Here is a 23,813-nt window from a genome sequence, read left to right as displayed (position 1 = left end):
GCTGCAACTTAATGATTTGAAACGGAATTTTGGCCTGCCCAGCTGGGTTCGAACCAGCGACCCTCAGCTTAGAAGGCTGATGCTCTATCCAACTGAGCTATGGGCAGTCAGGGGTTTTGATGCCGGCAGAGAAGCTCTGCGGAAATGAAAAACGGGCTGTCTTTCGACAGCCCGTCTTATACGTTCTTGGTCGGAGTACAAGGATTCGAACCTTGGACCCCCTGGTCCCAAACCAGGTGCGCTACCGGGCTGCGCTACACTCCGATGAACGTATTATAGGCCCTGGCCCCCTATGGCGTCAATGAAACGGCGGAAAAGTTTCAACTGATTAATACTTAGGCAGCGAGCTTGGCGTCCACTTTATCGGCGATGCGGCGGGCGCAGCTTTGCGCGGCGGCGGCGTCGCGCGCCTCCACCATCACGCGTATCAGCGGCTCGGTGCCGGAGGCGCGTATCAGCACGCGGCCGCTGTCGCCCAATTCGCGCTCCACCGCTTCCTTCTCGGCCACCATGGCGGCATTCTTCTGCCAGTCGAAACCTGGCTGCACGCGCACATTGATCAAGGTCTGCGGGAACAGCACCAGCTCGGCGGCGCACTGCTCCAGCGACTTGCCGCTGCGCTTGAGCGCGGACAGCACTTGCAGCGCGGACACGATGCCGTCGCCGGTGGTGTGCTTGTCCAGGGCCAGCAGGTGGCCGGAGCCCTCGCCGCCCAGCAGCCAGCCGCGCTCCTGCATCACTTCCAGCACGTAGCGGTCGCCCACCTTGGCGCGCGCGAAGGGGATGTTCTTGTGCTTGAAGGCCACTTCCAGCGCCATATTCGTCATCAGCGTGCCGACGGCGCCGGCCACCGGGCCGGTGGCGCAGCGGTCCATCACCATCACGTACAGCAGCTCGTCGCCGTTGTAGAGGCGGCCCTTGGCGTCGCACATGATCAGGCGGTCGGCGTCGCCGTCCAGCGCGATGCCGAGGTCGGCGCCCTGCTCGACCACGGCGGCGGCCATGGCGGCCGGCGCCGTGGCGCCAAAGCCGTCGTTGATGTTGTAGCCGGACGGCTTGTTGCCGATGGCGATCACTTCCGCGCCCAGTTCATGGAACACGTGCGGCGCGATGTTGTAGGCCGCGCCGTGGGCGCAGTCGACTACCACTTTCAGGCCGCGCAGGTCCAGCGCGTTGGGGAAGGTGCTCTTGCAGAATTCGATGTAGCGGCCCTGCGCGTCGTCCAGGCGCTTGGCGCGGCCCAGCTTCTCGGGGGCAACGCATTCCATGGGCTGGTCCAGCTGGGCTTCGATGTCCAGTTCCACCGCGTCGGGCAGCTTGGCGCCCTGGTCGGAGAAGAACTTGATGCCGTTGTCCTGATACGGATTGTGCGAGGCGGAAATGACCACGCCGGCCTGCAGGCGCAGCGCGCGCGTCAGGTAGGCAATGGCCGGCGTCGGCATGGGGCCGGCCAGCATCACGTCCACGCCGGCGGCCGCGAAACCGGCTTCCAGCGCCGCTTCCAGCATATAGCCGGAGATGCGGGTGTCTTTGCCGATCAGCACGGTCGAGCGGGCCGTGCCGCTCATGTTCTTGACCAGCACTTTGCCTGCGGCGTAGCCCAGGCGCATGACGAAGTCGGGGGTGATGGGCGATACGCCCACCAGGCCGCGAACACCGTCGGTACCAAAATATTTACGTGCCATGTCGGATCTCTTTATCGTTAGTTTGCCGCTTGCCATACTTTCAGCGCATCGACGGTCTCTGCCACGTCGTGCACCCTGACTATCCGCGCGCCATGCGCCACCGCCGCCAGCGCGCCGCCTATGCTGCCGGCCATGCGCTGCTCGACCGGCTTGCCGGTCACCGCCCCTATCATGGACTTGCGCGACAGGCCCGCCAGCAACGGCACGCCCAGTTCTTCCACCATGCGGCGGCCAGCCTTGATCAAAGCATAATTATGCTCGACAGTCTTGCCAAAGCCAAATCCCGGATCAATCCAGATGCGACTTGGATCAATACCGGCGCCGGTCAGCGCGGCGATGCGCTCTCGCAGGAACGCCGTCACCTCGCTCACCACGTCAGTGTAATCGGGCTGCTCCTGCATGGTGGCCGGTTCGCCGCGCATGTGCATAATACACAACGCACAGTCGCTGTCGCGCACGGCTGCGATGGCGCCTTCGGCGCGGAAACCGTTGATGTCGTTGATCATGTCCACGCCGGCCAGCACCGCTTCGCGCATGACGGCGGGCTTGTAGGTGTCCACCGAAATGGCCTTGCCGCAGTCGCGCAGCGCGTACACCACGGGCATGACGCGGCGCAGTTCGTCCTCCAGGCTGACGGCCGGGGCGCCGGGGCGGCTCGACTCGCCACCGATGTCGATAATGTCCACGCCCTGCTCTATCATCTGCTCGGCGTGGGCGATGGCGAATTCCAGCGAGGCATGCTGGCCGCCGTCGGAGAAGGAGTCCGGGGTAACGTTGAGGATGCCCATGACCAGGGCGCCTGCAGGGTGCAGCGGGAGGTTGAAACGGCCGAAGGGGATGGTCTGTCGCATAAAAACTGATAATGGCGTCTGAAAAGGAAAAAGGGGGATCGTACCGCAGTGCGGGACGATCCGAGCCCAGTAGCCAAAAGCAAAAAGGGCGAGGATTGCTCCTCACCCTTTCTGTCTGGCGCGCGGCGTTTAGGCCGGTGCGGTGGCGCTGCTCGGCGTGGCGCCGGGGCCGTCGCCGCTAGGCTGCTTGCGCAGCGTGACGCCGGCCTTCGGCGGACGCGGCTCGATGCCGGCCATGATGTCGTTGATCTGGTCTGCGTCGATGGTTTCCCATTCCAGCAGCGTCTTGGTCATCACTTCCACCTTGTCGCGGTTTTCTTCCAGCAGCTTGCGGGCCAGCGCGTATTGCGTGTCCAGGATGTTGCGGATTTCCGCATCCACCTTTTGCTGCGTGGCTTCCGAAATGGTCTTGTTGGTGCCGCCCATGAAGCCTTCGTTCTGGGTGTCCTCGTAGACCATGACGCCCAGCGCGTCGGACATGCCGAAGCGGGTCACCATGGAGCGGGCCAGCTTGGTGGCGCGCGAGAAGTCGTTCGAGGCGCCGGTCGACATCTGGCCGACGAAGATTTCCTCGGCAATACGGCCGCCGAACAGGATGGAGATCTCTTCCAGCATCTTGTCCTTGTAGCCGGAGATGTTGTCGTGCTCAGGCAGCTGCCAGGTCAGGCCCAGGGCCCAGCCGCGCGGCATGATGGTCACTTTATGCACCGGATCGGCCTTCGGCAGCAGCTTGGCCACGACGGCGTGGCCGGACTCGTGGTAGGCCGTGTTGCGGCGCTCTTCCTCGCGGATGATCATGGACTTGCGTTCCGGACCCATGAAGATCTTGTCTTTCGCGTCCTCGAAGTCCTGCATGTCGACCAGGCGCTTGTTGCGGCGCGCGGCGAACAGGGCTGCTTCGTTGACCAGGTTGGCCAGGTCGGCGCCCGAGAAGCCGGGGGTGCCGCGCGCCAGGATGTCGGCCTTCACGTCGGTGCCGATAGGCACTTTGCGCATGTGCACGTTCAGGATCTGCTCGCGGCCGCGGATGTCCGGCAGGCCAACGGAAACCTGGCGGTCGAAACGGCCCGGACGCAGCAGCGCCTTGTCCAGCACGTCGGCACGGTTGGTTGCCGCCACGACGATCACGCCGGAGCTCGCTTCAAAGCCGTCCATCTCGACCAGCAGCTGGTTCAGCGTCTGTTCGCGTTCGTCGTTGCCGCCGCCCATGCCGGCGCCGCGATGGCGGCCGACAGCGTCGATCTCGTCGATGAAGATAATGCAAGGCGAATGCTTCTTGGCGTTCTCGAACATGTCGCGCACGCGGCTTGCACCGACGCCGACAAACATTTCCACGAAGTCCGAACCGGAGATCGAGAAGAACGGCACCTTGGCTTCGCCGGCGATGGCGCGCGCCAGCAGGGTTTTACCGGTGCCCGGAGGGCCGACCATGAGCACGCCGCGCGGAATGCGGCCGCCCAGTTTCTGGAATTTGGTGGGGTCTTTCAGGAAGTCGACGATCTCGGTCACTTCCTCTTTGGCTTCGTCGCAGCCGGCCACGTCGCCGAAGGTGACGGTGTTGTTGGTTTCATCCAGCATGCGCGCCTTGGACTTGCCGAAGGAGAACGCGCCGCCCTTGCCGCCGCCCTGCATCTGGCGCATGAAGAATATCCACACGCCGATCAGCAACAGCATCGGGAACCAGGACACGAACACCTGCTGCAGGAACGATGGCTCCTCCGGCGGCTTCACGTCGAAATGGACGTTGTTGTCGCGCAGGTCGCCGATCAGGCCGCGGTCCAGGTAGGTGGAGGTGGTGCGCACCTTGCTGCCGTCGTCCTTGGTGGCGGTGATGACGTTGCCTTCAATCACGACGTCCTTGACGCGCCGGCCTTTTACGTCATCCAGCAAATCGGAATAAGCAATGGTCTTCGAACCAGCGGCCGTGCCATGATTCTCGAATTGCTTAAACAGCATGAATAATAGCAGGGCAACGACTACCCAAATGGCTGATTTGGAAAACATGTTATTCACGAAAACTCCTTGAATGCGGGGCGCATCTTTGACCGATAGCTAGAAATCCGATTTTACTCGCAATACCGCCAACCGTGCCATAAACCTGCCCCGTACGGTGCACAAATCCGGCGTGCACCTGCCGCGAAGAGACGCAAAGCCGCTCCTCACCGCAAGATTTGCGGCCGGGACCGCAAATATCAAGGGCTTTACACTATGGGATTGGACTTATTTTCCACGGGATTTTTCAATCCGCGGCCCAGCAGGAAGATTTCCGAAGACTTATCGCGGCTGGCCTTGGGCTTTTTCTGCGTCACGGTCTTGAACTCGGCGCGGAATTTCTCGTACACCGAGTTGAAACCCATGTCCTTGAAGCATTTGACCAGCAGCGCGCCGCCCGGTTTCAGGTGCAGCTGCGAAAATTCGATGGCCAGGTCGATCAGATCCTCCATGCGCGCCGAATCCGCCGTGGCGATGCCGGACAGATTGGGCGCCATGTCGGACAGCACGAGGTCGCATTTGCGTCCTTGCAACACTTCGCCCAGCTGCTCCAGGATTTCGATCTCGCGGAAATCGCCTTGTATAAAATGCATGTCCGCGATCGGCTCCATGGGCAGCATGTCCAGGCCTATCATGGTGCCGTTGATGCCGCCGCCCTCCTTGCCGGCCAGCTTGCGCCGGACGTACTGGCCCCAGCTGCCGGGGGTGCAGCCCAGGTCGACGATCACCTGCCCTGGTTTGACCAGATGTTCGTCTTCGTCGATCTCCTTGAGCTTGTAAGCGGCGCGGGCGCGGTAGCCATCTTTCTGCGCTGCTTTCACGTAAGGATCGTTAATATGGTCATGCAACCAGTTTTTGTTTAATTTCTTCTTCTTCATTCGCGTAGAATACTGCCTTTAGAGAACCACCGAAAATAATATTATGATCAAACTCACCCCCGTTGAACGCGCCGCCCTGCGCGCCGAGGCCCACGGCCTGAAACCTGTCGTCATGATAGGCGAAGCGGGCTTGACGCCTGCCGTCATCAAGGAAATCGAACTGGGCCTCGACGCCCACGGCCTGATCAAGGTCCGTGTGTTCGGCGACGACCGCGAAGCCCGTGCCGGCATGTACGACACCATCTGCGAGGAGCTCAAAGCGGCTCCGGTGCAGCATATCGGCAAACTGCTGGTCCTGTACCGTCCGAAAAAGGACGTGGAAAAGGAACGCAGCGGCAAGGTCGGCAAGGGCATGCGCATGGTCACCATCGTCAAGCCTAGCGCCAGCGGCACCAAAAAGCCGTCGGTCAGCAAGGTCTTGCTGAAGGGAAATGAACGCGTTACCGAAGGCGGCACCATCAAACGTGCCAAGGTACGCCAGAAAAGCACCAAGAAGTCGTCGCTGGCTTAAAAAAGAAACCGGGGTTTGCGCCCCGGTTTTTTTATCACTGCTTCAGCACCAGCCAGCCGGCCAGCAGGCTCTGGATCAGGTAGATGCCGCTCGACACACCGTGCAGCATGCCGAAGCGGCTTTTCATGGCCGACTCCATCACACCCGCCGGCCCCGCGGCCTCGCGCAGTTGCGCCATCATCGGCTGCAAGCCGAAGTGGCTCACCACCGTGCACATCACCATCAGCACAATAATCGCCAGCACCGTGCGGCGGCGCTGGCCGTCCCAGTCTGGCGTGCCGCGCCACAGCAACAGCAGCATGGCCAGGCCGCAGCCGAGCGACAGCATGGCCATGGCGTGGAACATGCTGCCGGCGATGGTGCCGGCCAGCACGCGGTCGCTCAGGGTGGCGAACAGCGTGGGCGCCACCAGGTAGCCCACCGCCCACAGGCTGCCGGCCCACAGGACGGCCACCAGCAGGCGCAGCTTGGGCAGCAGGCCGCGCATCAGATGTAACGCACTTCCAGGATTTCGTATTCGCGCGGGCCGGACGGCGCCTGCACTTCCACCACGTCGCCGGCCGACTTGCCGATCAGCGCGCGGGCGATCGGCGAGGTCACCGACACTTTGCTCAGTTTCAGGTCGGCCTCATCCAGGCCGACGATCTGGTAGGTCACCTTGGCGCCCGATTCCAGGTCTTCCAGGTCCACGGTGGAGGCGAACACCACGCGGCCTTCCGCGTCCAGCTGGGTAGGATCGATGATCTGCGCTGCGCTCAGCTTGCCTTCCAGTTCCGCGATGCGGCCTTCCACGAACGCCTGGCGCTCCTTGGCGGCATCGTACTCGGCGTTTTCGGACAGGTCGCCATGCGAACGCGCTTCGGCGATCGCGTCGATCACGATGCGGCGCTCCTTGGTCTTCAACTGGTGCAGCTCCTCCTTCAGGAGTTCTGCGCCGAATTTAGTCAATGGAACTGAAGTCATATTTGTCTCTCTAGGTTACGAAAAGCACAGAGCCCGCGCCATGCATCGGCGCGGGCTCTGTGTCAGCGATTTGGATTGCGTATCGCTTAAAGGAGCTTAGTGTAAGGTTTTATGCAGGCCTTGTAAATCGTACACACGCAACTCGTCCAAATGGCGGATACCGGCCACGGCCGCTTCGGCGCCGGCGATGGTGGTGTAGGTCGTCACGCGGGCGGCCAGCGACGAGGTACGGATGGCGCGCGAGTCCGTGATGGCGCTGCGCTTTTCTTCCACCGTATTGATCACCAGCTTGATCTCGTGGTTCTTGATCATGTCGACCACGTGCGGACGGCCTTCGGCCACCTTGTTGACCGCCGTCACCGGCACGCCTGCCGCCGAGATCACCGCTGCGGTGCCCTTGGTGGCCACCAGGGTGAAGCCCATGTCGACCAGGTCTTTCGCCACTTTCACGGCGCGCGGCTTGTCCGACGCTTTCACCGACAGGAACACCTTGCCCGACTTCGGCAGGTTCACGCCGGCGCCCAGCTGCGATTTCACGAAGGCTTCGCCGAAGGTCATGCCCACGCCCATCACTTCACCGGTCGATTTCATCTCAGGGCCGAGGATGGTGTCCACGCCGGGGAATTTCACGAACGGGAACACGGCTTCCTTGACGCTGAAGTAAGGCGGCACGACTTCCTTGGTGATGCCTTGCGATTCCAGGGTCTGGCCGACCATGCAGCGCGCGGCGATCTTGGCCAGCTGCAGGCCGGTCGCCTTGGACACGTAAGGCACGGTGCGCGAGGCGCGCGGGTTCACTTCCAGCACGAACACCACGTCCTGGCCATCCTGCTTCTGGATGGCGAACTGCACGTTCATCAGGCCCACCACGTTCAGGCCCTTGGCCATCAGCGAGGTCTGGCGCTTCAGTTCGTCGATCGTTTCCTGCGACAGCGAGTAAGGCGGCAGCGAGCAGGCCGAGTCGCCCGAGTGCACGCCGGCTTGTTCGATGTGCTCCATCACGCCGCCGATAAAGGTGGTCACGCCGTCGGAGATGCAGTCCACGTCGCACTCGATGGCGTCGTTCAGGAAGCGGTCCAGCAGCACCGGCGAGTCGTTCGACACCTTGACCGCTTCGCGCATGTAGCGCTCCAGGTCGCGCTGCTCGTGCACGATTTCCATCGCGCGGCCGCCCAGCACGTAGGAAGGACGCACCACCAGCGGGTAGCCGATTTCCTGCGCCAGCGTCAGCGCTTCGGCTTCGGTGCGCGCGGTGCGGTTGGGCGGCTGGCGCAGGCCCAGGTCCTGCAGCAGCTTCTGGAAACGCTCGCGGTCTTCGGCGGCGTCGATCATGTCCGGCGAGGTGCCGATGATGGGCACGCCGTTCGCTTCCAGGTCCAGCGCCAGTTTCAGCGGGGTCTGGCCGCCGTACTGCACGATCACGCCCACCGGTTTTTCCAGCGCCACGATTTCCAGCACGTCTTCCAGCGTCAGCGATTCGAAGTACAGGCGGTCCGAGGTGTCGTAGTCGGTCGACACGGTCTCCGGATTGCAGTTGACCATGATGGTCTCGTAGCCGTCTTCGCGCATGGCCAGCGCGGCGTGCACGCAGCAGTAGTCGAATTCGATACCCTGGCCGATACGGTTAGGGCCACCGCCCAGCACCATGATCTTTTTCTTGTCCGACGGGTTGGACTCGCATTCCTCGTCGTAGGTCGAGTACATGTAGGCGGTGTCGGTCGAGAACTCGGCGGCGCAGGTGTCCACGCGCTTGTACACCGGACGGATGTTCAGCTCGTGGCGCTTGTTGCGCACGGCGGTGTCGCTGGTCTGCAGCAGGAAGCCCAGGCGGCGGTCCGAGAAGCCCTTCTGCTTCAGCTTGTACAGCGTGGTCTTGTCCAGGTTGTCCAGCTTCTGCGTGTCCAGCCACAGTTCCAGGTCCACGATCTCCTTGATCTGGATCAGGAACCACGGATCGATCTTGGTCAGCGCGTGCACTTCTTCCAGCGTGAAGCCTTGCGCGAAGGCGTCGCCCACGTACCAGATGCGCTCAGGACCAGGCTCGCCCAGTTCTTCTTCGATCTTCTCGCGGTCGCGGGTTTTCTCGTTCATGCCGTCCACGCCCACTTCCAGGCCGCGCAGGGCTTTCTGGAACGATTCCTGGAAGTTGCGGCCGATGGCCATCACTTCGCCGACCGATTTCATCTGCGTGGTCAGGTGGTGGTCGGCGGTCGGGAACTTCTCGAAGGTGAAGCGCGGCACCTTGGTCACGACGTAGTCGATCGAAGGCTCGAACGAGGCCGGGGTTGCGCCGCCGGTGATCTCGTTGCGCAGCTCGTCCAGCGTGAAGCCCACGGCCAGCTTGGCCGCCACTTTGGCGATCGGGAAGCCGGTCGCTTTCGAGGCCAGTGCCGACGAACGCGATACGCGCGGGTTCATTTCAATGACGATCATGCGGCCGTCGGCCGGATTGATCGAGAACTGCACGTTGGAGCCGCCGGTGTCCACGCCGATCTCGCGCAGCACCGCCAGCGAGGCATTGCGCATGATCTGGTATTCCTTGTCGGTCAGCGTTTGCGCAGGAGCGACGGTGATGGAGTCGCCGGTGTGCACGCCCATCGGATCCAGGTTTTCGATCGAGCAGATGATGATGCAGTTGTCCGCCTTGTCGCGCACCACTTCCATCTCGTACTCTTTCCAGCCCAGCAGCGATTCTTCAATCAGCAGCTCGTTGGTCGGCGAGGCTTCCAGGCCGCGCTTGCAGATGGCTTCGAATTCCTCTTCGTTGTAGGCGATGCCGCCGCCGCTGCCGCCCATGGTGAAGGACGGACGGATAATGGTCGGGAAGCCCACTTCGCGCTGCACCGCCCACGCCTCGTCCAGCGAGTGCGCCACGCCGGAACGGGCCGAGCCCAGGCCGATCTTGGTCATCGCGTCCTTGAACTTGGCACGGTCTTCGGCCTTGTCGATGGCTTCCGGGGTGGCGCCGATCAGCTCGACCTTGTACTTGTCCAGCACGCCGTGGCGGTGCAGGTCCAGCGCGCAGTTCAGCGCGGTCTGGCCGCCCATGGTCGGCAGGATGGCGTCCGGCTTTTCCTTGGCGATGATTTTCTCGACGACTTGCCAGGTGATCGGCTCGATGTAGGTCACATCGGCCATTTCCGGGTCGGTCATGATGGTGGCGGGATTGCTGTTCACCAGGATGACTTTGTAGCCTTCTTCGCGCAGGGCCTTGCAGGCCTGGGCGCCGGAATAGTCGAACTCGCAGGCCTGGCCGATGATGATGGGGCCGGCGCCGATGATCAGAATACTTTTAATGTCTGTACGTTTTGGCATCTTATTATTTCTCCACCGCTGCCATCATCGAGATGAAGCGGTCAAACAGGTAGGCGACGTCGGTAGGACCAGGCGAGGCTTCAGGGTGGCCCTGGAAGCAGAAGGCCGGGGTGTCGGTGCGGGCGAAGCCCTGCAGCGAACCGTCGAACAGCGATTTGTGGGTGACGCGGCAGTTGGCCGGCAGCGTGTCCGCATCAACCGCGAAACCGTGGTTCTGCGACGTGATCAGCACTTGCTTGCTGTCCAGGTCCTGCACCGGGTGGTTGGCGCCGTGGTGGCCGAACTTCATCTTCAGCGTCTTGGCGCCGGAGGCCAGCGCCATGATCTGGTGGCCCAGGCAGATGCCGAACACCGGCAGCTTTTTGTCGAGGAAGACTTTGGTGGCGGCGATGGCGTAGTCGCATGGCTCCGGGTCGCCGGGGCCGTTGGACAGGAACACGCCGTCCGGGTTCAGGGCCAGCACTTCTTCCGCGCTGGTCTGGGCCGGCACCACGGTCACACGGCAGCCGCGCGAGGTCAGCATGCGCAGGATGTTGCGCTTGACGCCGAAGTCGTAGGCCACCACGTGGAACTTGGGATCGGTGAGCTTGGCATAGCCTTCGCCCAGCGTCCATTCGGCTTCGGTCCACTCGTAGGCGGCTTTCACCGTCACCACTTTGGCCAGGTCCATGCCGGACAGGCCGGGGAAGGAGCGGGCCAGTTCCAGCGCCTGCTCGACCGACGGTTCCTTGCCTTGCGTGCCGGTCAGGATGGCGCCGCCCTGCGCGCCTTTTTCGCGCAGGATGCGGGTCAGCTTGCGCGTGTCGATACCGGCGATGGCGACGATGTTCTCGGCCTTCAGGTAATCGGACAGGGACTGGGTGGAGCGGAAATTGGAGGCCAGCAGCGGCAGGTCACGGATGATAAGGCCGGCGGCGTGGACTTTGGTGGATTCGACGTCTTCAGGATTGACGCCGGTGTTGCCGATGTGGGGATACGTCAGGGTGACGATCTGGCGGCAGTAGCTGGGGTCGGTCAGGATTTCCTGGTAACCGGTCATGGAAGTATTGAAAACTACTTCGCCTGTCGTGTGGCCGACGGCACCGATGGAAAAACCTTTGAAAATGGTTCCGTCAGCAAGAGCCAGGATGGCTGGGACGGCGGGGCCAGAAAAAAATGGCGGCAAGGGCAACTCCTGATAAAGTTACCGTAGCTGCGCCACGTCAGACGACCAACAGAATCCCTGGCTGTGTGCCCGGGTTGCAAGTCAGATTGATGATGGATGAGTGGTAGTCGCTACGGTAGATGTGAGATTGGCTAAACCTTTGAATTATAACCCAAAGAGGCCCGTTCCACAATGCCGGCAGGAACTCTGCGCGGCAAAGTTTGCGCCAGGTCGAAACGCCCCGGCGCCGCCCGGCTAGACTGGGCCGGTGCCCCACATCCCCCTGCCCCTGCCGCCCGAAACCTACGACGCCCCATGGAAAGGCGCCCTCGCCTTTTATTTCACCGATTTCATGGCGTTCTTCTTCCCGGACATCCACGCGGCCATCGACTGGTCATGCCCGCCGGCATTCCTGGACAAGGAACTGCAGCAGCTGGCCCAGGACGGCGCGCTGGGCACCCGGCTTGCGGACCACCTGGTGCAGGTCCGCATGCTGGACGGCGAGGCCAAATGCCTGCTGATTCATATAGAAGTGCAGGCCAGCCGGGATGACAGCTTGCCCGAGCGTCTCTACGTCTACCAGTACCGCATCTACGACCGCTACCGGCTCCCCGTGATCTGCCTGGCGGTGCTGGCCGACCGCAGCCCGCGCTGGCGCCCCGGCAGTTTCAGCTATGGCTATGCCGGCTGCGGCGTCCGCCTGGATTTTCGCAGCATCAAGCTGCTGGATTATGCCGGGCGGGTGGACGCGTTGCTGGCGCAGGAAAACCCCTTCGCCCTGCTGACAGCGGCCCATCTGCTGACACAGCAGACCCGGCACCAGCCCATACAGCGCCACGCCGCGAAATGGAAGCTCGCGCGGCTGCTCTTTGAGCGCGCATGGGACAAACAGCGCGTCATCAACCTGTTTCATGTCATAGACTGGATCATGCGCCTGCCCGAGGAACTGGAAGACCAGCTATGGCAGGACATAATGGATTGGGAAGGGAGGAAAGCCATGGAAACCTATGTGCCACGCGGCGCCAGGATAGCAATGATGCGTGAGCTGAACGAGGCCCGTGAAAAAGCGCAGCAAGAAGGCTGGCTCGAAGGTCAGCAGCAGGGGTGGAAGGAGGGACAGCGGGAGGGGATGCTGTCCGGGAAACTGGAAGGGAAACTGGAAGGGAAACTGGAAGGAAAACTGGAGGGACTGGCGGAAGGCCAGCGGCTGGGCCAGGCGGCACTGCTGTCCAGATTGCTGGCCAAGCGCTTCGGTCCGCTTCCGGCAGATACCGCGGCAAGCATCGCCGCCGCGGATCTGGAACAGCTGCTGGCCTGGGCCGAAGCAGCGCTGGACGCCGCGTCGATTGACGAAGCCATCCCGCGCCGGCCGGGCGGGGCCCGCAGCGATTAGCCCAGCGCGGCGATGCCGGCCTTGGCCACTTGCGCGTCTTCGTTCGACTTGACGCCGGACACGCCCACCGCGCCCACCACGTGGCCGTCCACGATCACCGGCACGCCGCCTTCCAGCATGCCTTCCATTTCCGGCGCGCTCAGGAAGGACACGCGGCCGTTGTTGATCATTTCCTCGTACACGCGCGATTCGCGGCGGCCCAGCGCGGCCACGCGCGCCTTTTTCGGGGCGATGTGCGAGGAGATCGGCGCGGCGCCGTCCAGGCGCTGGAACCACAGCGCATGGCCGCCGTCATCCACGATGGAGATCGACACCGCCCACTTGTTGGCCACAGCCTCCGCTTCCGCAGCGGCGGCGATCTTTTTCACGTCTTCGATGGTCAGTACTGGTTTGGTTTGCATGGAACGTCCCGATAAGTATATTTAATAACAAGCTCACTGCTCGCGCATGGCTTTCAGTTTCTGCTTCAGCTGCGCCATGATGGCGTTGGTGGCGCGCTCCCCGGCCTGGATGGCCTTGTTGCGGTTGCCAAAATCATTACCCGCCATGCGGCCCAGCGGCGGCTGGATCACGATGTCGGCGTCCTTCAGTTCATACTGGTTGATGCGCTGGCCCATGATGCTGAAGGTCTGCAAAATCACCTCCAGCGAGCTGATCGCCGCCTGGGAGTCGGTCTGGGTCGAGATATTGACGGCGATAATGAAGTCGGCGCCCATTTCGCGCGCGAAGCGCACCGGCACCGGCGCCACCAGGCCGCCGTCGACATAAGTGTGGCTGCCGATTACCACCGGCTGGAACACGCCGGGAACCGACGAGCTGGCACGCACCGCCATGCCGGTATTACCGCGCTGGAACAGGATGGGCTGGCCGTTTTTCAGGTCGGCCGCCACCGCGCCGAAAGGTATCTTGAGTTTTTCCATGGGGCGGTTGTGCACCGCCTTGTTGACGTAGGCCTGCAGCGCCTCGCCCTTCAGCACGCCGGACGACTTGCCGAACAGCGGCATGGCCCAGTCGGAAATGGCGGCCTCGTCCATTTCATAGGCCATCTTCTGCAGCGCCACGCCGGAATTGCCGGCCGCGTACAGCGCGCCGACCACGCTGCCCGCGCTGGTACCGACCACCACGTCCGGCACGATGCCCTGCGCCTCCAGCGCCTTGATCACGCCGATATGGGCAAAGCCGCGCGCAGCGCCGCCGCCCAGGGCCAGGCCGATCTTGACTTTGCGCTGAGGCGCGGCAGGCGCGGCGGCGGCCGCCGGCGGCGCCAGCGGATTGGCCGGCACGGCGGCGGGCGTGGCCACGGCGGCGGCCGGCGTGGCGGCCACCACGGGCGGGGCCACCGGCGCCAGCGGCGTGGATGCGCAGCCGGCCAGCGCAGCGGCAGCCAGGACGGAAGCGAGGATATGTTTCAGGGACATGTATTTACTATCTGCACAGTTAAAGCGGGCAGATTGTAACGCAAGCCGGCCCCGGCCCTGCAATTCCGGTTTTAAATCTTGGGCAGGCACACCGTAAAACTGCTGCCCTTGCCGGCCTCGGACTTGATCGACAGATTGCCGCCGTGCCGCAGCAGCACGTGCTTGACGATGGCCAGCCCCAGCCCGGTGCCCTGGGTTTCGCGCGAGCGGCTCTTGTCGACCCGGTAGAAGCGCTCGGTCAGCCGCGAGATGTGCTCCGGACTGATGCCGATGCCGGTATCCTCGACCACGAACTTGGCGCCCTTCTCGCTGTCGCTCCAGCTCAGGCGTATGCTGCCGCCGGCCGGGGTGTAGCGCACCGCGTTCGACGCCAGGTTGCCGAAGGCGCTGTGCAGCTCGTCGTAATTGCCCTGCACGGCCACGTCCTCCATCTCCAGCGAAATCTCGTGCTTGCCGGACGACAGCGCGCGCGCGTCGCGCAGCACCTGCTCCAGCAAGGTGCGGGTGTCGATCTTCTCCGGCCGCAGCGGGTGGTCCACCGACTCCAGGCGAGACAGCGTCAGCATGTCCTCGATCAGATGCTGCATGCGGTGGCCCTGCTCCGTCATCAGCTTCAGATGCGCCATGCGGGTGGCCGCATCCAGGTCCTCGGACGCGGCGATCTCCAGGAAGCCCACGATCACCGTCAGCGGCGTGCGCAGCTCGTGCGAGGCGTTGGCGATAAAGTCGCGCCGCATCATCTCGGTGCGCTCCGTTTCCGTCACGTCGTGCGTCACCAGGATCTGGCGCCGGTTCTCGAAGGGAATGATGTGCACGATCAGCTTGCGCTCGCGGAAGGCCAGCGTCAGCGGCTGGTCGTAGCGGCCCAGGATAATGTAGTCCATGAATTCCGGGCTGCGTATCAGATTGGTCACGCGCATGCCCTTGTCGCGGTCGTTGCGCAGGCCCAGATGCGCCTCGGCGGCCGGGTTGCACCACTCCAGGAACAGCACGTCGTCCATGATGACCACGCCGTCGGGCAGCAGGTGCATGGCCTGGCGGAAGCGCGCCAGCCATTCGGTCAGTTCGGCCTGGTTCTTTTCGTCGTCGCGGCGCAGCCGGTACAGGCGCGAGAAGATGCCGGTCCACGCGCCCCAGCCGTCCGGCAGCTTGGCGCTTTGCGGATCGTCCAGCCAGTCGCTCAGCTGGTACAAGTAGTTCAGCTGCGCAAACACCATCGCGCCCATCATGATGACGGCCACGATCAGCGCCGGCGTGGCGCCGAACAGCCACCACAAGATGGCCACGCCCGCCAGGATCAGCCCCATGCGCAGCGCAGCCGGTACCCAGAACACCAGTTTGGGATTCATGGGCTTATTTTTCCGACAGCATATAGCCGACGCTGCGTACCGTCCGGATCAGGTGCTCGGCCTCTTTCAAGGCCTTGCGCAGGCGCAGCACGTGCACGTCCACGGTGCGCTCTTCGATGACCACGTGGTCGCCCCACACCTTGTCGAGCAGCTGGCTGCGCGAAAACACGCGCTCGGGGTGGGCCATGAAGAATTTCAGCAGCTTGTACTCCGCGTGGCCGATGTCGATCTTCTGCTCGTTCATCAGCACCGTGCAGCTGACCGGGTCCAGCGTCACGCCGCCCACGTTCATGGCGGCCTGCGCGTGCTCCGGGCTCTTGCGGCGCAGCAGCGCCTTGGCGCGCGCCAGCAGCTCGCGCGGCGAGAACGGCTTGGTGATGTAGTCGTCGGCGCCGCTGTTCAGGCCGGCCAGCTTGTCCTCTTCCATGCTCTTGGCGGTGAGCATGATGATGGGGATGTCCTGGAACTGGCGGTCCGAGCGGATGCGCGACAGCAGGCGCAGGCCGGTCTGGTCGGGCAGCATCCAGTCCAGCAGCAGCAGCTGCGGCGTGCGCCGGGTGATGAAGTCCCAGGCGTCGGCCACGGTGGAGACCGAACACACGTTCCAGCCGGCGTCGCGCAGCGAAAAGCTGACCAGCTCGACGATCGCGGGCTCGTCCTCCACTATCAATACAGTCGTTTTATCAGATGCCATGGTGCCGCTTTATTCTGGGAGATCGTCCGGCAGTGGAACGGTCTTGGTATGGCGGATGTCCTTGCCTTCCACCACGTAAATCACGTACTCGGCGATGTTCTTCGCATGGTCGCCGATGCGCTCGATTGCCTTGGCCACCCACAGGGTGTCCAGCGCGGCTGAGATTGTACGCGGATCTTCCATCATGAAGGTGATCAGATTGCGCATGATGGAGCGGAACTCGTGGTCGATCACCGCGTCCTGGGCGATCAGCTGCAGCGCCTGCTTGCCGTCGTTGCGCGCGAACGCGTCCAGCGCGTCGTGCAGCATGTCGCTGGTGGCGTTGGCGATGCTGCGCACCATCTCGTAGTGGCTCACCGTCACGGCGCCGCGGCTGTGCAGGCTCTTCGCGGTGCGCGCGATCTTGGTGGCCTCGTCGCCAATGCGCTCGAGGTCGGTAATCACCTTGATGGTGGCCATCACGGTGCGCAGGTCGTTCGCGGTCGGCTGGCGGCGCACGATCAAATGGCTGCAGGCGTCGTCCAGCTGCACTTCCAGCTGGTTGACGGTGTCGTCCTCGCGCATCACGCGCTCGGCGCGCTCCAGGTTGCCGATGCGGAAGCAGGTCATGGCGTCCAGGAACTGCGTCTCGACGATGCCGCCCATCAGCAGGACCTTGGAGCGGATCGCTTCCAGTTCTTCGTCGTATTTTTTGGATGAATGTTCGCCCATCATATTATTTTCTCTCTTTCTGGTCCGAAGCTTAGCCGAAGCGGCCGGTAATGTAGTCCTGGGTTTCCTTGCGGGCCGGATTCATGAAGATCTGGTCGGTCTCGCCGAACTCCACCAGCTCGCCCAGGTACATATAGGCGGTGTAGTCGGAGCAGCGCGCAGCCTGCTGCATATTGTGGGTCACGATGGCGATGGTGTAGTCCTGCTTCAGTTCGCTGATCAGCTCTTCCACCTTGGAGGTCGAGATCGGGTCCAGCGCCGAGGTCGGCTCGTCGAGCAGCAGCACGTCCGGCTTGACCGCCACGCCGCGCGCGATGCACAGGCGCTGCTGCTGGCCGCCCGACAGCGACAGGCCGCTCTTGCTCAGCTTGTCCTTCACCTCGCCCCACAGTGCGGCCTTTTTCAGCGCCCATTCCACGCGCTCGTCCATCTCGCCTTTCGACAGGTCTTCATACAGGCGCACGCCGAAGGCGATGTTGTCGTAGATCGACATCGGGAACGGCGTCGGCTTCTGGAACACCATGCCCACCTTGGCGCGCAGCATGTTCACGTCCTGGCCCGGCTCGAGGATGTTGGTGCCGCGGTACATGATGGAGCCTTCGGCGCGCTGGCCCGGATACAGGTCGTACATGCGGTTGAGCGTGCGCAGCAGCGTCGATTTGCCGCAGCCGGACGGGCCGATAAAGGCCGTCACCTGCTTCTCGTGCACGTCCAGGTTGACGTTGTGCAGGCTCTGCGTTTTGCCGTAGAAGAAATTCAGGCCCGAGATTTCGATGGTCTTGCGCTTGGCCGCGGTCGCGGCTTTGATGTCGTTGCTCATTTGCGTATTCATCTTGTATGGTCTGTTGAATTAATTCGGGGCTTTTTGGCTGAACACCGTGCGCGACAGGATGTTCAGGCCCAGCACGCTGAACGTCACCAGCAGTGCGCCGCCCCAGGCCAGCGAGCGCCAGTTGTCGTAAGGGCTCATGGCAAACTGGTAAATCACCACCGGCAGATTGGCCACCGGCGCATTCATGTCGGCGCTGAAGAACTGGTTATTCAGCGCCGTGAACAGCAGCGGCGCGGTTTCACCCGAGATGCGGGCCACGGCCAGCAGCACGCCGGTCACCACGCCGGCCTTGACGGCGCGCAGGCGCACGGTCATGGCCACTTTCCAGCGCGGCGCGCCGAGCGCGAAAGCCGCTTCCAGCAGGCTGTTGGGAACCAGCTTGAGCATATTGTCGGTGGTGCGCACCACCACCGGCACCGCGATCAGCGACAGCGCGATGGAGCCGGCGTAGCCCGAGAAATGCTTCACATTGGCCACGTACAGCGCGTACACGAACAGGCCGATCACGATGGACGGGGCCGACAGCATGATGTCGGTCACGAAGCGGGTCACTTGCGCCACCTTGTTTTCCTCGCCGTACTCGGCCAGGTAGATGCCGGCCAGGATGCCGATCGGGGTGGACACCAGCGTGGCCACGCCCACCATCATCAGGCTGCCGACGATGGCGTTCAGCAAACCGCCGCCTTCGCTGCCCGGGGCCGGCGTGTTGGCGGTGAACATGGTGTAGTGCAACGCCGAGAAGCCGTTGATCAGCAGCGTGGCCAAAATCCACAGCAGCACCAGCAGGCCGATCGACATCGCCATCACCGACAGCGCGATGCCGACGCGGTGCACCAGCAGGCGCTTGCGGTAGACCGGGTTCATAGGGGTAGCTACTTTCATTTCACGCCTTCCTTGCGGGACATGCCGGCCAGCATCAGCTTGGCGGCGGACAGGACAATCAGGGTAATCACGAACAGGATCAGCGCCAGCGCGTACAGCGAGGACACGTGCAGCTTGCTCTCGGCTTCGGCGAATTCATTGGCCAGCGTGGAGGCGATCGAGTTGCCGGCGGCGAACAGCGACCAGGACAGCTTGTTGGCGTTGCCGATCACAAAGGTCACCGCCATGGTCTCGCCCAGCGCGCGGCCCAGGCCCAGCATCACGCCGCCGACCACGCCGGTCTTGGTGTAAGGCAGCACCACCTTGCGCACCACTTCCCACTTGGTGCAGCCCAGGCCGTAGGCCGATTCCTTCAGCACGGCCGGCACGATCTCGAACACGTCGCGCATCACCGAGGAAATAAAGGGGATGATCATCACGGCCAGGATCAGGCCGGCGGTCAGGATGCCGATGCCCATGGTCGGGCCGCTGAAGAAGCTGCCGATCACCGGCACCTGGCCCAGCGTGGCTTTCAGCAGCGGCTGCACGTGGTCGCCGAACAGCGGCGCGAACACGAACAGGCCCCACATGCCGTAGATAATCGACGGCACGCCGGCCAGCAGCTCGACCGCCGTGCCCAGCGGGCGGCGCAGCCAGGCCGGGCAGATCTCGGTCAGGAACAGGGCGATGCCGAAGCTCACCGGGAAGGCGATCAGCAGCGCGATGCCGGCCGTGGCCAGGGTGCCCACGATGGCGATCAGCGCGCCGTACTGGTCATTGACCGGGTCCCACTCGACGGTGGTGATAAAGGCCGGTCCGAAGTGCTCCAGCGCCGGCATGGCGCCCAGCACCAGGGAAACGATAATCCCTATCAGCACGAACAGCACTGACAGGGAAAAGCCCATGGTGACTTTGTGGAAGATGAAATCCTGGATGCGCTGCTTGCGCATCGTCGAGAGCATGGCTGCATGGGACACTTCTGTCATGGCGGGCTCCGACAGGGTGATCGGCGGGGAAGTAATGTCTGCGCTCATAGGTTGGTCTTATTCTGGGTGTGGGCTAGCCGGGTGCGCCGCGCAGCGGGGCTGGGCAGCGCGCCCGGCTAGCCCCCTTGGCAAGGCCAAGGAGGCTGAAGCGATTAGTAGACTGCCTTGCCCGAAGCATCTTTCAGGTTGGCTTTCCACGAGTCCTGCACCAGTTTCACAACCGATGCCGGCAGTGGCACGTAGTCCAGTTCGGCAGCAGCGGCGCCACCGTTCTTGAAGGCCCAGTCGAAGAATTTCACGACTTCCTTGCCCTTGGCTGCGTCAGCCTGGGTTTTGTGCATCAGGATGAAGGACACGCCGGTGATAGGCCAGGAAGCTTTGCCAGCCTGGTCGGTCAGCACCACACCGAAGCCTGGGGTCTTGGTCCACTCGGCATTGGCGGCGGCGGCTTTGAAGTTGTCGTCGTCAGGCTGGACGTACTGGCCGTCCTTGTTTTTCAGCTGGGTGTGCGCAATCTTGTTTTTCTTGGCGAAAGCCCACTCCACGTAGCCGATCGCGCCCTTGATGCGCTGCACGTTGGCGGCCACGCCTTCGTTGCCCTTGCCGCCCACGCCCACCACCCACTTCACAGCGGTGCCGGCGCCGACCTTGGTCTTGAATTCGGCATTGGTCTTGGACAGGTAGTCGGTCCACAGGAAGGAAGTGCCGGAGCCGTCGGCGCGGTGCACCACGGTGATTTCGTCGGCCGGCAGTTTCAGGCCTGGGTTCAGGGCCACGATTTCAGCGGCGTTCCACTTGGTGATCTTGCCCAGGTAGATGTCGCCGATGACCTGGCCGGTCAGCTTCATTGCGCCGGGCGCCACGCCGTCCAGGTTCACCACGGCAACCACGCCGCCCATGATGGCCGGGAACTGGGTCAGGCCTTCCGCGTCCAGCTCCTCGCCTTTCAGCGGGCTGTCGGTGGCGCCGAAGTCAACGGTCTTGGCTTTGATCTGCTTCACGCCGGCGCCGGAGCCTACCGATTGGTAGTTCAGGCCGTTGCCGGTGGCTGCCTTGTACGACTCCGCCCATTTGGCGTAAATCGGATAAGGGAACGTTGCGCCTGCGCCGGTCATGTCCGCAGCGGAGGCGGTGGAGAAGGCCACGGCGGCGGTTGCGCCGATAACCAGGGAGGTGAACAACTGTTTCATACGCATATCAATGTCCTTAGGGGTTGTGACGGTTTGAATGCTGCGCAGTCTACCGAGCCAATATGACAGCTTTATGACATGTGTGAAAATAATTAAAACACCCGCTTCAGAGGGGATAGTACCGCGATTTGCGCCGATTATGACAAGCGTAGCAATCGCCTTGTCATACGTTTGTCATGGACTTGTCACAATTTACATCTACACTGGGCCGCGTCCAAAGTGGGCTAGAATTAACCATCTGCAAAGATAAAGCGATAGATAACATCATGAAGCCTGACCTGCGTTCGGAAACAAACAAGCACGGTATATTCCTCGACCGCGAACTGTCCCAGCTGGCTTTCAACCGCCGCGTCATGGCGCAGGCGGCCGACCCGGCGGTGCCGCTGCTGGAACGCCTGCGCTATTTGTGCATCGTCAGCAGCAACCTGGACGAATTTTTCGAAGTGCGCGTGGCCAGCCTGCTGGCGGCCGCCGCCACCGACGGCAGCCCCACCGCGCTGCACCCTGCCCTGGCCGCCAATCTGCGCCGCATCTGCGACGAGTGCCACGAGCTGGTGAAAGTGCAGTACGACTTATTAAATACCGAAGTGCTGCCGCAGCTGCAGCAGGCCGGCATCCACCTGCTGCGCCACAACCAGCGCAACGAAGCGCAGCGCGCCTGGGTCAAGCAGTATTTCGAGCGCGAAGTGCGGCCCCTGCTCACGCCCATCGGCCTGGACCCGGCCCATCCCTTCCCGCAGGTGGTCAACAAAAGCCTCAATTTCATCGTCTCGCTGACCGGCAAGGACGCCTTCGGGCGCGGCACGGCCATCGCCATCGTCAAGGCGCCGCGCGTGCTGCCGCGCGTGATACGCCTGCCGGACGAGTTGTCGGACAACGGCGGCGTGTCGTTCTGCCTGCTCTCCTCCGTGATCCACTCGCATATTTCCGACCTGTTCGCCGGGCGCGAAGTGATCGCCTATTCCCAGTTCCGCGTCACGCGCGACTCCGACCTGTGGGTCGACGAGGAGGAAGTGAAAAACCTGCGCCAGGCGCTCAAGGGCGAGCTGCAGGGCCGCCAGTTCGGCACCTCGGTGCGGCTGGAAGTGGCGAAAAACTGCCCACCCGAGCTGTCCCAGTTCCTGCTGGACCAGTTCGCGCTCGACCACAGCCGCCTGTACGAAGTGGACGGCCCGGTCAACCTGGTGCGCCTGACCGAGATCATCAACAACGTGGCCCACCCCGAGCTGCGCTTCCCGCCCTTCTTCCCCGGCGTGGCCAGCAAGGCCGCCAACACCGACATCTTCGGCGCGCTGCGCCAGCAGGACATCCTGCTGCACCATCCCTACCAGTCCTTCCAGACCGTCATCGACTTCATCCGCGCCGCCGCGCTGGACGCGAGTGTGGTGGCCATCAAGCAGACCATCTACCGCACCGGCATGAACTCGGACCTGATGGAGTCGCTGATCATGGCGGCCCGCGCCGGCAAGGAAGTGACCGTCATCGTGGAGCTGATGGCGCGCTTCGACGAGGAAGCCAACATCAACTGGGCGGACAAGCTGGAACAGGCCGGCGCGCAAGTCGTGTACGGCGTGGTGGGCCTGAAGACGCACGCCAAGGTGGCCCTGGTGATACGCCGCGAGGAAAGCGGCCTGCGCTACTACGCCCACCTGGGCACCGGCAACTACCACCCCACCACCACCAAGCTCTACACCGACTTCGGCCTGCTGACCAGCAACCCCGAGCTGGGACGCGACGTGAACGAAGTGTTCATGCACCTGACCAGCCTGACCAAGCCGCAGAAGCTGAACCACCTGTGGCTGGCGCCGTTCGCGCTGCAGAACGAAGTGATCAAGGCCATCCGCAACGAGGCCAAGATCGCGCGCGCCGGGCGGCCCGGCCGGATTATCGCTAAAATGAATGCGCTGGTGGACGAATCGGTGATACGGGCTTTGTACGCCGCCTCCAAGGACGGCGTGAAGATCGACGTGATCGTGCGCGGCGCCTGCACCCTGAAGCCGGGCGTGCCGGGGCTGTCGGAAAACATCCGCGTGCGCTCCATCATCGGCCGCTTCCTGGAGCACAGCCGCATCTACTACTTCCGCAACGACCTGACGCACGACGTCTACCTGGGCAGCGCGGACTGGATGAGCCGCAATCTGTTCCGCCGCATCGAGGTGGCCTTCCCCGTGCTGGACCGCTCGCTGAAGCGGCGCGTGATCGCGGAAGGCTTGAATCCCTACCTGAAGGACAACAGCAACGCCTGGGAACTGGAAGCAACCGGCCACTACCAGCGCCGCCGTCCGCGCGGCAAGCAGACCCTGTTCAGCGCCCAGCAGTACCTGATGCACACACTGGGCACGCCAGCCAGCGAGGACAGCGAGTAAACCACGAAAGGGGAAGATGATGGACCTGATCTTGTGGCGTCACGCCGAGGCCGAAGACGCCGGCCCCGGCCAGTCGGATTTGGAACGGGCCCTCACCGCCAAAGGACAGAAGCAGGCGCGGCGCATGGGGCAGTGGCTCAATTCGCAGCTGCCGGAAAGCTGCCGCGTGCTGTCCAGCCCCGCCGTGCGCACCCTGCAAACGGTGGAAGGCCTGGGCCGCAAGTACAAAATCCACAACGACCTGGCGCCAGGCGCGGACGCGGCCGACGTGCTGAAAGCGGCCAACTGGCCAAACGGCAGGGAAACCGTGCTGATCGTGGGCCACCAGCCCACGCTGGGCCAGGCGGCGGCGCTGCTGATGACGGGGGAAGACCTGGACTGGGACATCCGCAAGGCCAGCGCCTGGTGGTTTTCCCAGCGCGAACCGGGCGAACCGGACAGTCTTTACCTGAAGGCGGTGATGGCGTCCGACCTGGTGGTGAAATGAATCGGCCGGCGGGGCTTGAAAAGCAAATCGCTTCTGCTAAAGTTTAGTTGTATCAACTCTAGGGAGCGACTGTCCGAAAGGCGGTTGAAGACATATGTTTACCCTCCTCACCATTGGCATTTTCGGCGGCATGATTGCTCTGGTCGTTTATGAGCTGATCCAGGAATCCAGTGGGAGTCATCACAAA

The 23,813-nt window shown here is 63.1% G+C and carries 21 protein-coding genes and 2 tRNA genes; 4 read left to right on the top strand and 19 right to left on the bottom strand.

Annotation, left to right across the window (positions count from 1 at the left end; genetic code table 11):
- Nucleotides 1–30: 30 nt before the first annotated feature.
- The 6 genes from AC07S4_RS16485 to AC07S4_RS16460 all read right to left on the bottom strand — a co-directional run bounded on the left by AC07S4_RS16485 (nt 31) and on the right by AC07S4_RS16460 (nt 5,406).
- Nucleotides 31–107 (bottom strand) — tRNA-Arg (locus AC07S4_RS16485).
- A gap of 80 nt (nt 108–187) precedes the next feature.
- Nucleotides 188–264, bottom strand: a tRNA-Pro gene (locus AC07S4_RS16480).
- 71 nt (nt 265–335) lie between these two features.
- A complete protein-coding gene (gene glmM / locus AC07S4_RS16475) occupies nt 336–1,685 on the bottom strand; it encodes a phosphoglucosamine mutase (RefSeq protein ID WP_494987668.1) in 1,350 nt (449 codons plus the stop codon).
- Between the two features lie 17 nt (nt 1,686–1,702).
- On the bottom strand, nt 1,703–2,536 hold the full coding sequence (gene folP, locus AC07S4_RS16470) for a dihydropteroate synthase (protein ID WP_494987667.1): 834 nt from the start codon (nt 2,534–2,536) through the stop codon (nt 1,703–1,705).
- A gap of 129 nt (nt 2,537–2,665) precedes the next feature.
- Entirely contained in the window at nt 2,666–4,549 is a 1,884-nt protein-coding gene (ftsH, locus tag AC07S4_RS16465; RefSeq protein WP_494987666.1) for an ATP-dependent zinc metalloprotease FtsH, read from the bottom strand.
- Between the two features lie 188 nt (nt 4,550–4,737).
- Nucleotides 4,738–5,406 (bottom strand): RlmE family RNA methyltransferase, encoded by a 669-nt coding sequence (locus AC07S4_RS16460; RefSeq protein WP_494987665.1) that lies wholly within the window; start codon nt 5,404–5,406, stop codon nt 4,738–4,740.
- A gap of 43 nt (nt 5,407–5,449) precedes the next feature.
- Here AC07S4_RS16460 and AC07S4_RS16455 point away from each other — a divergent pair, with 43 nt between their 5' ends.
- The gene (locus tag AC07S4_RS16455) at nt 5,450–5,917 is read left to right on the top strand and encodes a YhbY family RNA-binding protein (RefSeq protein ID WP_494987664.1); all 468 of its coding nucleotides are present in this window, start codon (nt 5,450–5,452) and stop codon (nt 5,915–5,917) included.
- Between the two features lie 34 nt (nt 5,918–5,951).
- Here the strand turns inward: AC07S4_RS16455 and AC07S4_RS16450 are convergent, their stop codons facing one another.
- The 4 genes from AC07S4_RS16450 to carA all read right to left on the bottom strand — a co-directional run bounded on the left by AC07S4_RS16450 (nt 5,952) and on the right by carA (nt 11,360).
- The gene (locus AC07S4_RS16450; RefSeq protein ID WP_494987663.1) at nt 5,952–6,404 is read right to left on the bottom strand and encodes a DUF4149 domain-containing protein; all 453 of its coding nucleotides are present in this window, start codon (nt 6,402–6,404) and stop codon (nt 5,952–5,954) included.
- A complete protein-coding gene (gene greA, locus AC07S4_RS16445) occupies nt 6,404–6,880 on the bottom strand; it encodes a transcription elongation factor GreA (RefSeq protein WP_132137431.1) in 477 nt (158 codons plus the stop codon). The genes AC07S4_RS16450 and greA overlap by 1 nt, the downstream gene beginning before the upstream one ends.
- Before the next feature lie 96 nt (nt 6,881–6,976).
- Complete coding sequence (gene carB, locus AC07S4_RS16440) at nt 6,977–10,195, bottom strand: carbamoyl-phosphate synthase large subunit (protein WP_494987662.1); 3,219 nt, start codon at nt 10,193–10,195, stop codon at nt 6,977–6,979.
- Between the two features lie 4 nt (nt 10,196–10,199).
- The gene (gene carA, locus AC07S4_RS16435) at nt 10,200–11,360 is read right to left on the bottom strand and encodes a glutamine-hydrolyzing carbamoyl-phosphate synthase small subunit (protein WP_494987661.1); all 1,161 of its coding nucleotides are present in this window, start codon (nt 11,358–11,360) and stop codon (nt 10,200–10,202) included.
- 247 nt (nt 11,361–11,607) lie between these two features.
- Between carA and AC07S4_RS16430 the strand changes: the two genes are divergently transcribed.
- On the top strand, nt 11,608–12,732 hold the full coding sequence (locus tag AC07S4_RS16430) for a DUF4351 domain-containing protein (protein WP_494987660.1): 1,125 nt from the start codon (nt 11,608–11,610) through the stop codon (nt 12,730–12,732).
- Here the strand turns inward: AC07S4_RS16430 and AC07S4_RS16425 are convergent.
- The 9 genes from AC07S4_RS16425 to pstS all read right to left on the bottom strand — a co-directional run bounded on the left by AC07S4_RS16425 (nt 12,729) and on the right by pstS (nt 20,773).
- Entirely contained in the window at nt 12,729–13,133 is a 405-nt protein-coding gene (locus AC07S4_RS16425; RefSeq protein WP_494987659.1) for a heme-binding protein, read from the bottom strand. The two genes, AC07S4_RS16430 and AC07S4_RS16425, sit on opposite strands and share 4 nt — an antisense overlap.
- Nucleotides 13,134–13,166: 33 nt before the next feature.
- Nucleotides 13,167–14,150 (bottom strand): patatin-like phospholipase family protein, encoded by a 984-nt coding sequence (locus tag AC07S4_RS16420; protein ID WP_494987658.1) that lies wholly within the window; start codon nt 14,148–14,150, stop codon nt 13,167–13,169.
- Nucleotides 14,151–14,221: 71 nt separating this feature from the next.
- Entirely contained in the window at nt 14,222–15,499 is a 1,278-nt protein-coding gene (gene phoR / locus AC07S4_RS16415; protein WP_494987657.1) for a phosphate regulon sensor histidine kinase PhoR, read from the bottom strand.
- 4 nt (nt 15,500–15,503) lie between these two features.
- Nucleotides 15,504–16,193, bottom strand: a complete 690-nt coding sequence (phoB, locus tag AC07S4_RS16410) for a phosphate regulon transcriptional regulator PhoB (protein ID WP_161072171.1) — start codon at nt 16,191–16,193, stop codon at nt 15,504–15,506.
- A gap of 9 nt (nt 16,194–16,202) precedes the next feature.
- Entirely contained in the window at nt 16,203–16,907 is a 705-nt protein-coding gene (gene phoU / locus AC07S4_RS16405; protein ID WP_057155568.1) for a phosphate signaling complex protein PhoU, read from the bottom strand.
- Between the two features lie 28 nt (nt 16,908–16,935).
- Nucleotides 16,936–17,736 carry a phosphate ABC transporter ATP-binding protein PstB gene (gene pstB / locus AC07S4_RS16400; protein ID WP_494987656.1) on the bottom strand — a complete coding sequence of 267 codons (801 nt, stop codon included), beginning with the start codon at nt 17,734–17,736 and terminating at the stop codon, nt 16,936–16,938.
- A gap of 18 nt (nt 17,737–17,754) precedes the next feature.
- The gene (pstA, locus tag AC07S4_RS16395; RefSeq protein WP_228896010.1) at nt 17,755–18,618 is read right to left on the bottom strand and encodes a phosphate ABC transporter permease PstA; all 864 of its coding nucleotides are present in this window, start codon (nt 18,616–18,618) and stop codon (nt 17,755–17,757) included.
- A complete protein-coding gene (gene pstC, locus AC07S4_RS16390; protein WP_494987655.1) occupies nt 18,615–19,583 on the bottom strand; it encodes a phosphate ABC transporter permease subunit PstC in 969 nt (322 codons plus the stop codon). Before pstC ends, pstA begins: the two co-directional genes overlap by 4 nt.
- A 152-nt stretch (nt 19,584–19,735) precedes the next feature.
- Complete coding sequence (pstS, locus tag AC07S4_RS16385) at nt 19,736–20,773, bottom strand: phosphate ABC transporter substrate-binding protein PstS (protein ID WP_494987654.1); 1,038 nt, start codon at nt 20,771–20,773, stop codon at nt 19,736–19,738.
- Nucleotides 20,774–21,039: 266 nt separating this feature from the next.
- On the opposite strand from pstS, the gene ppk1 reads away from it, so the two are divergent.
- Both ppk1 and sixA read left to right on the top strand, forming a co-directional pair.
- The gene (ppk1, locus tag AC07S4_RS16380; protein WP_494987653.1) at nt 21,040–23,139 is read left to right on the top strand and encodes a polyphosphate kinase 1; all 2,100 of its coding nucleotides are present in this window, start codon (nt 21,040–21,042) and stop codon (nt 23,137–23,139) included.
- Nucleotides 23,140–23,158: 19 nt separating this feature from the next.
- Entirely contained in the window at nt 23,159–23,626 is a 468-nt protein-coding gene (gene sixA, locus AC07S4_RS16375; protein ID WP_494987755.1) for a phosphohistidine phosphatase SixA, read from the top strand.
- The last annotated feature ends 187 nt before the right edge of the window (nt 23,627–23,813 follow it).

Source organism: Pseudoduganella sp. GW821-FHT05F09, assembly GCF_059419605.1.
Note: the sequence above shows the minus strand (reverse complement) of the source record. Positions and strands in the feature narration are given on the sequence as shown.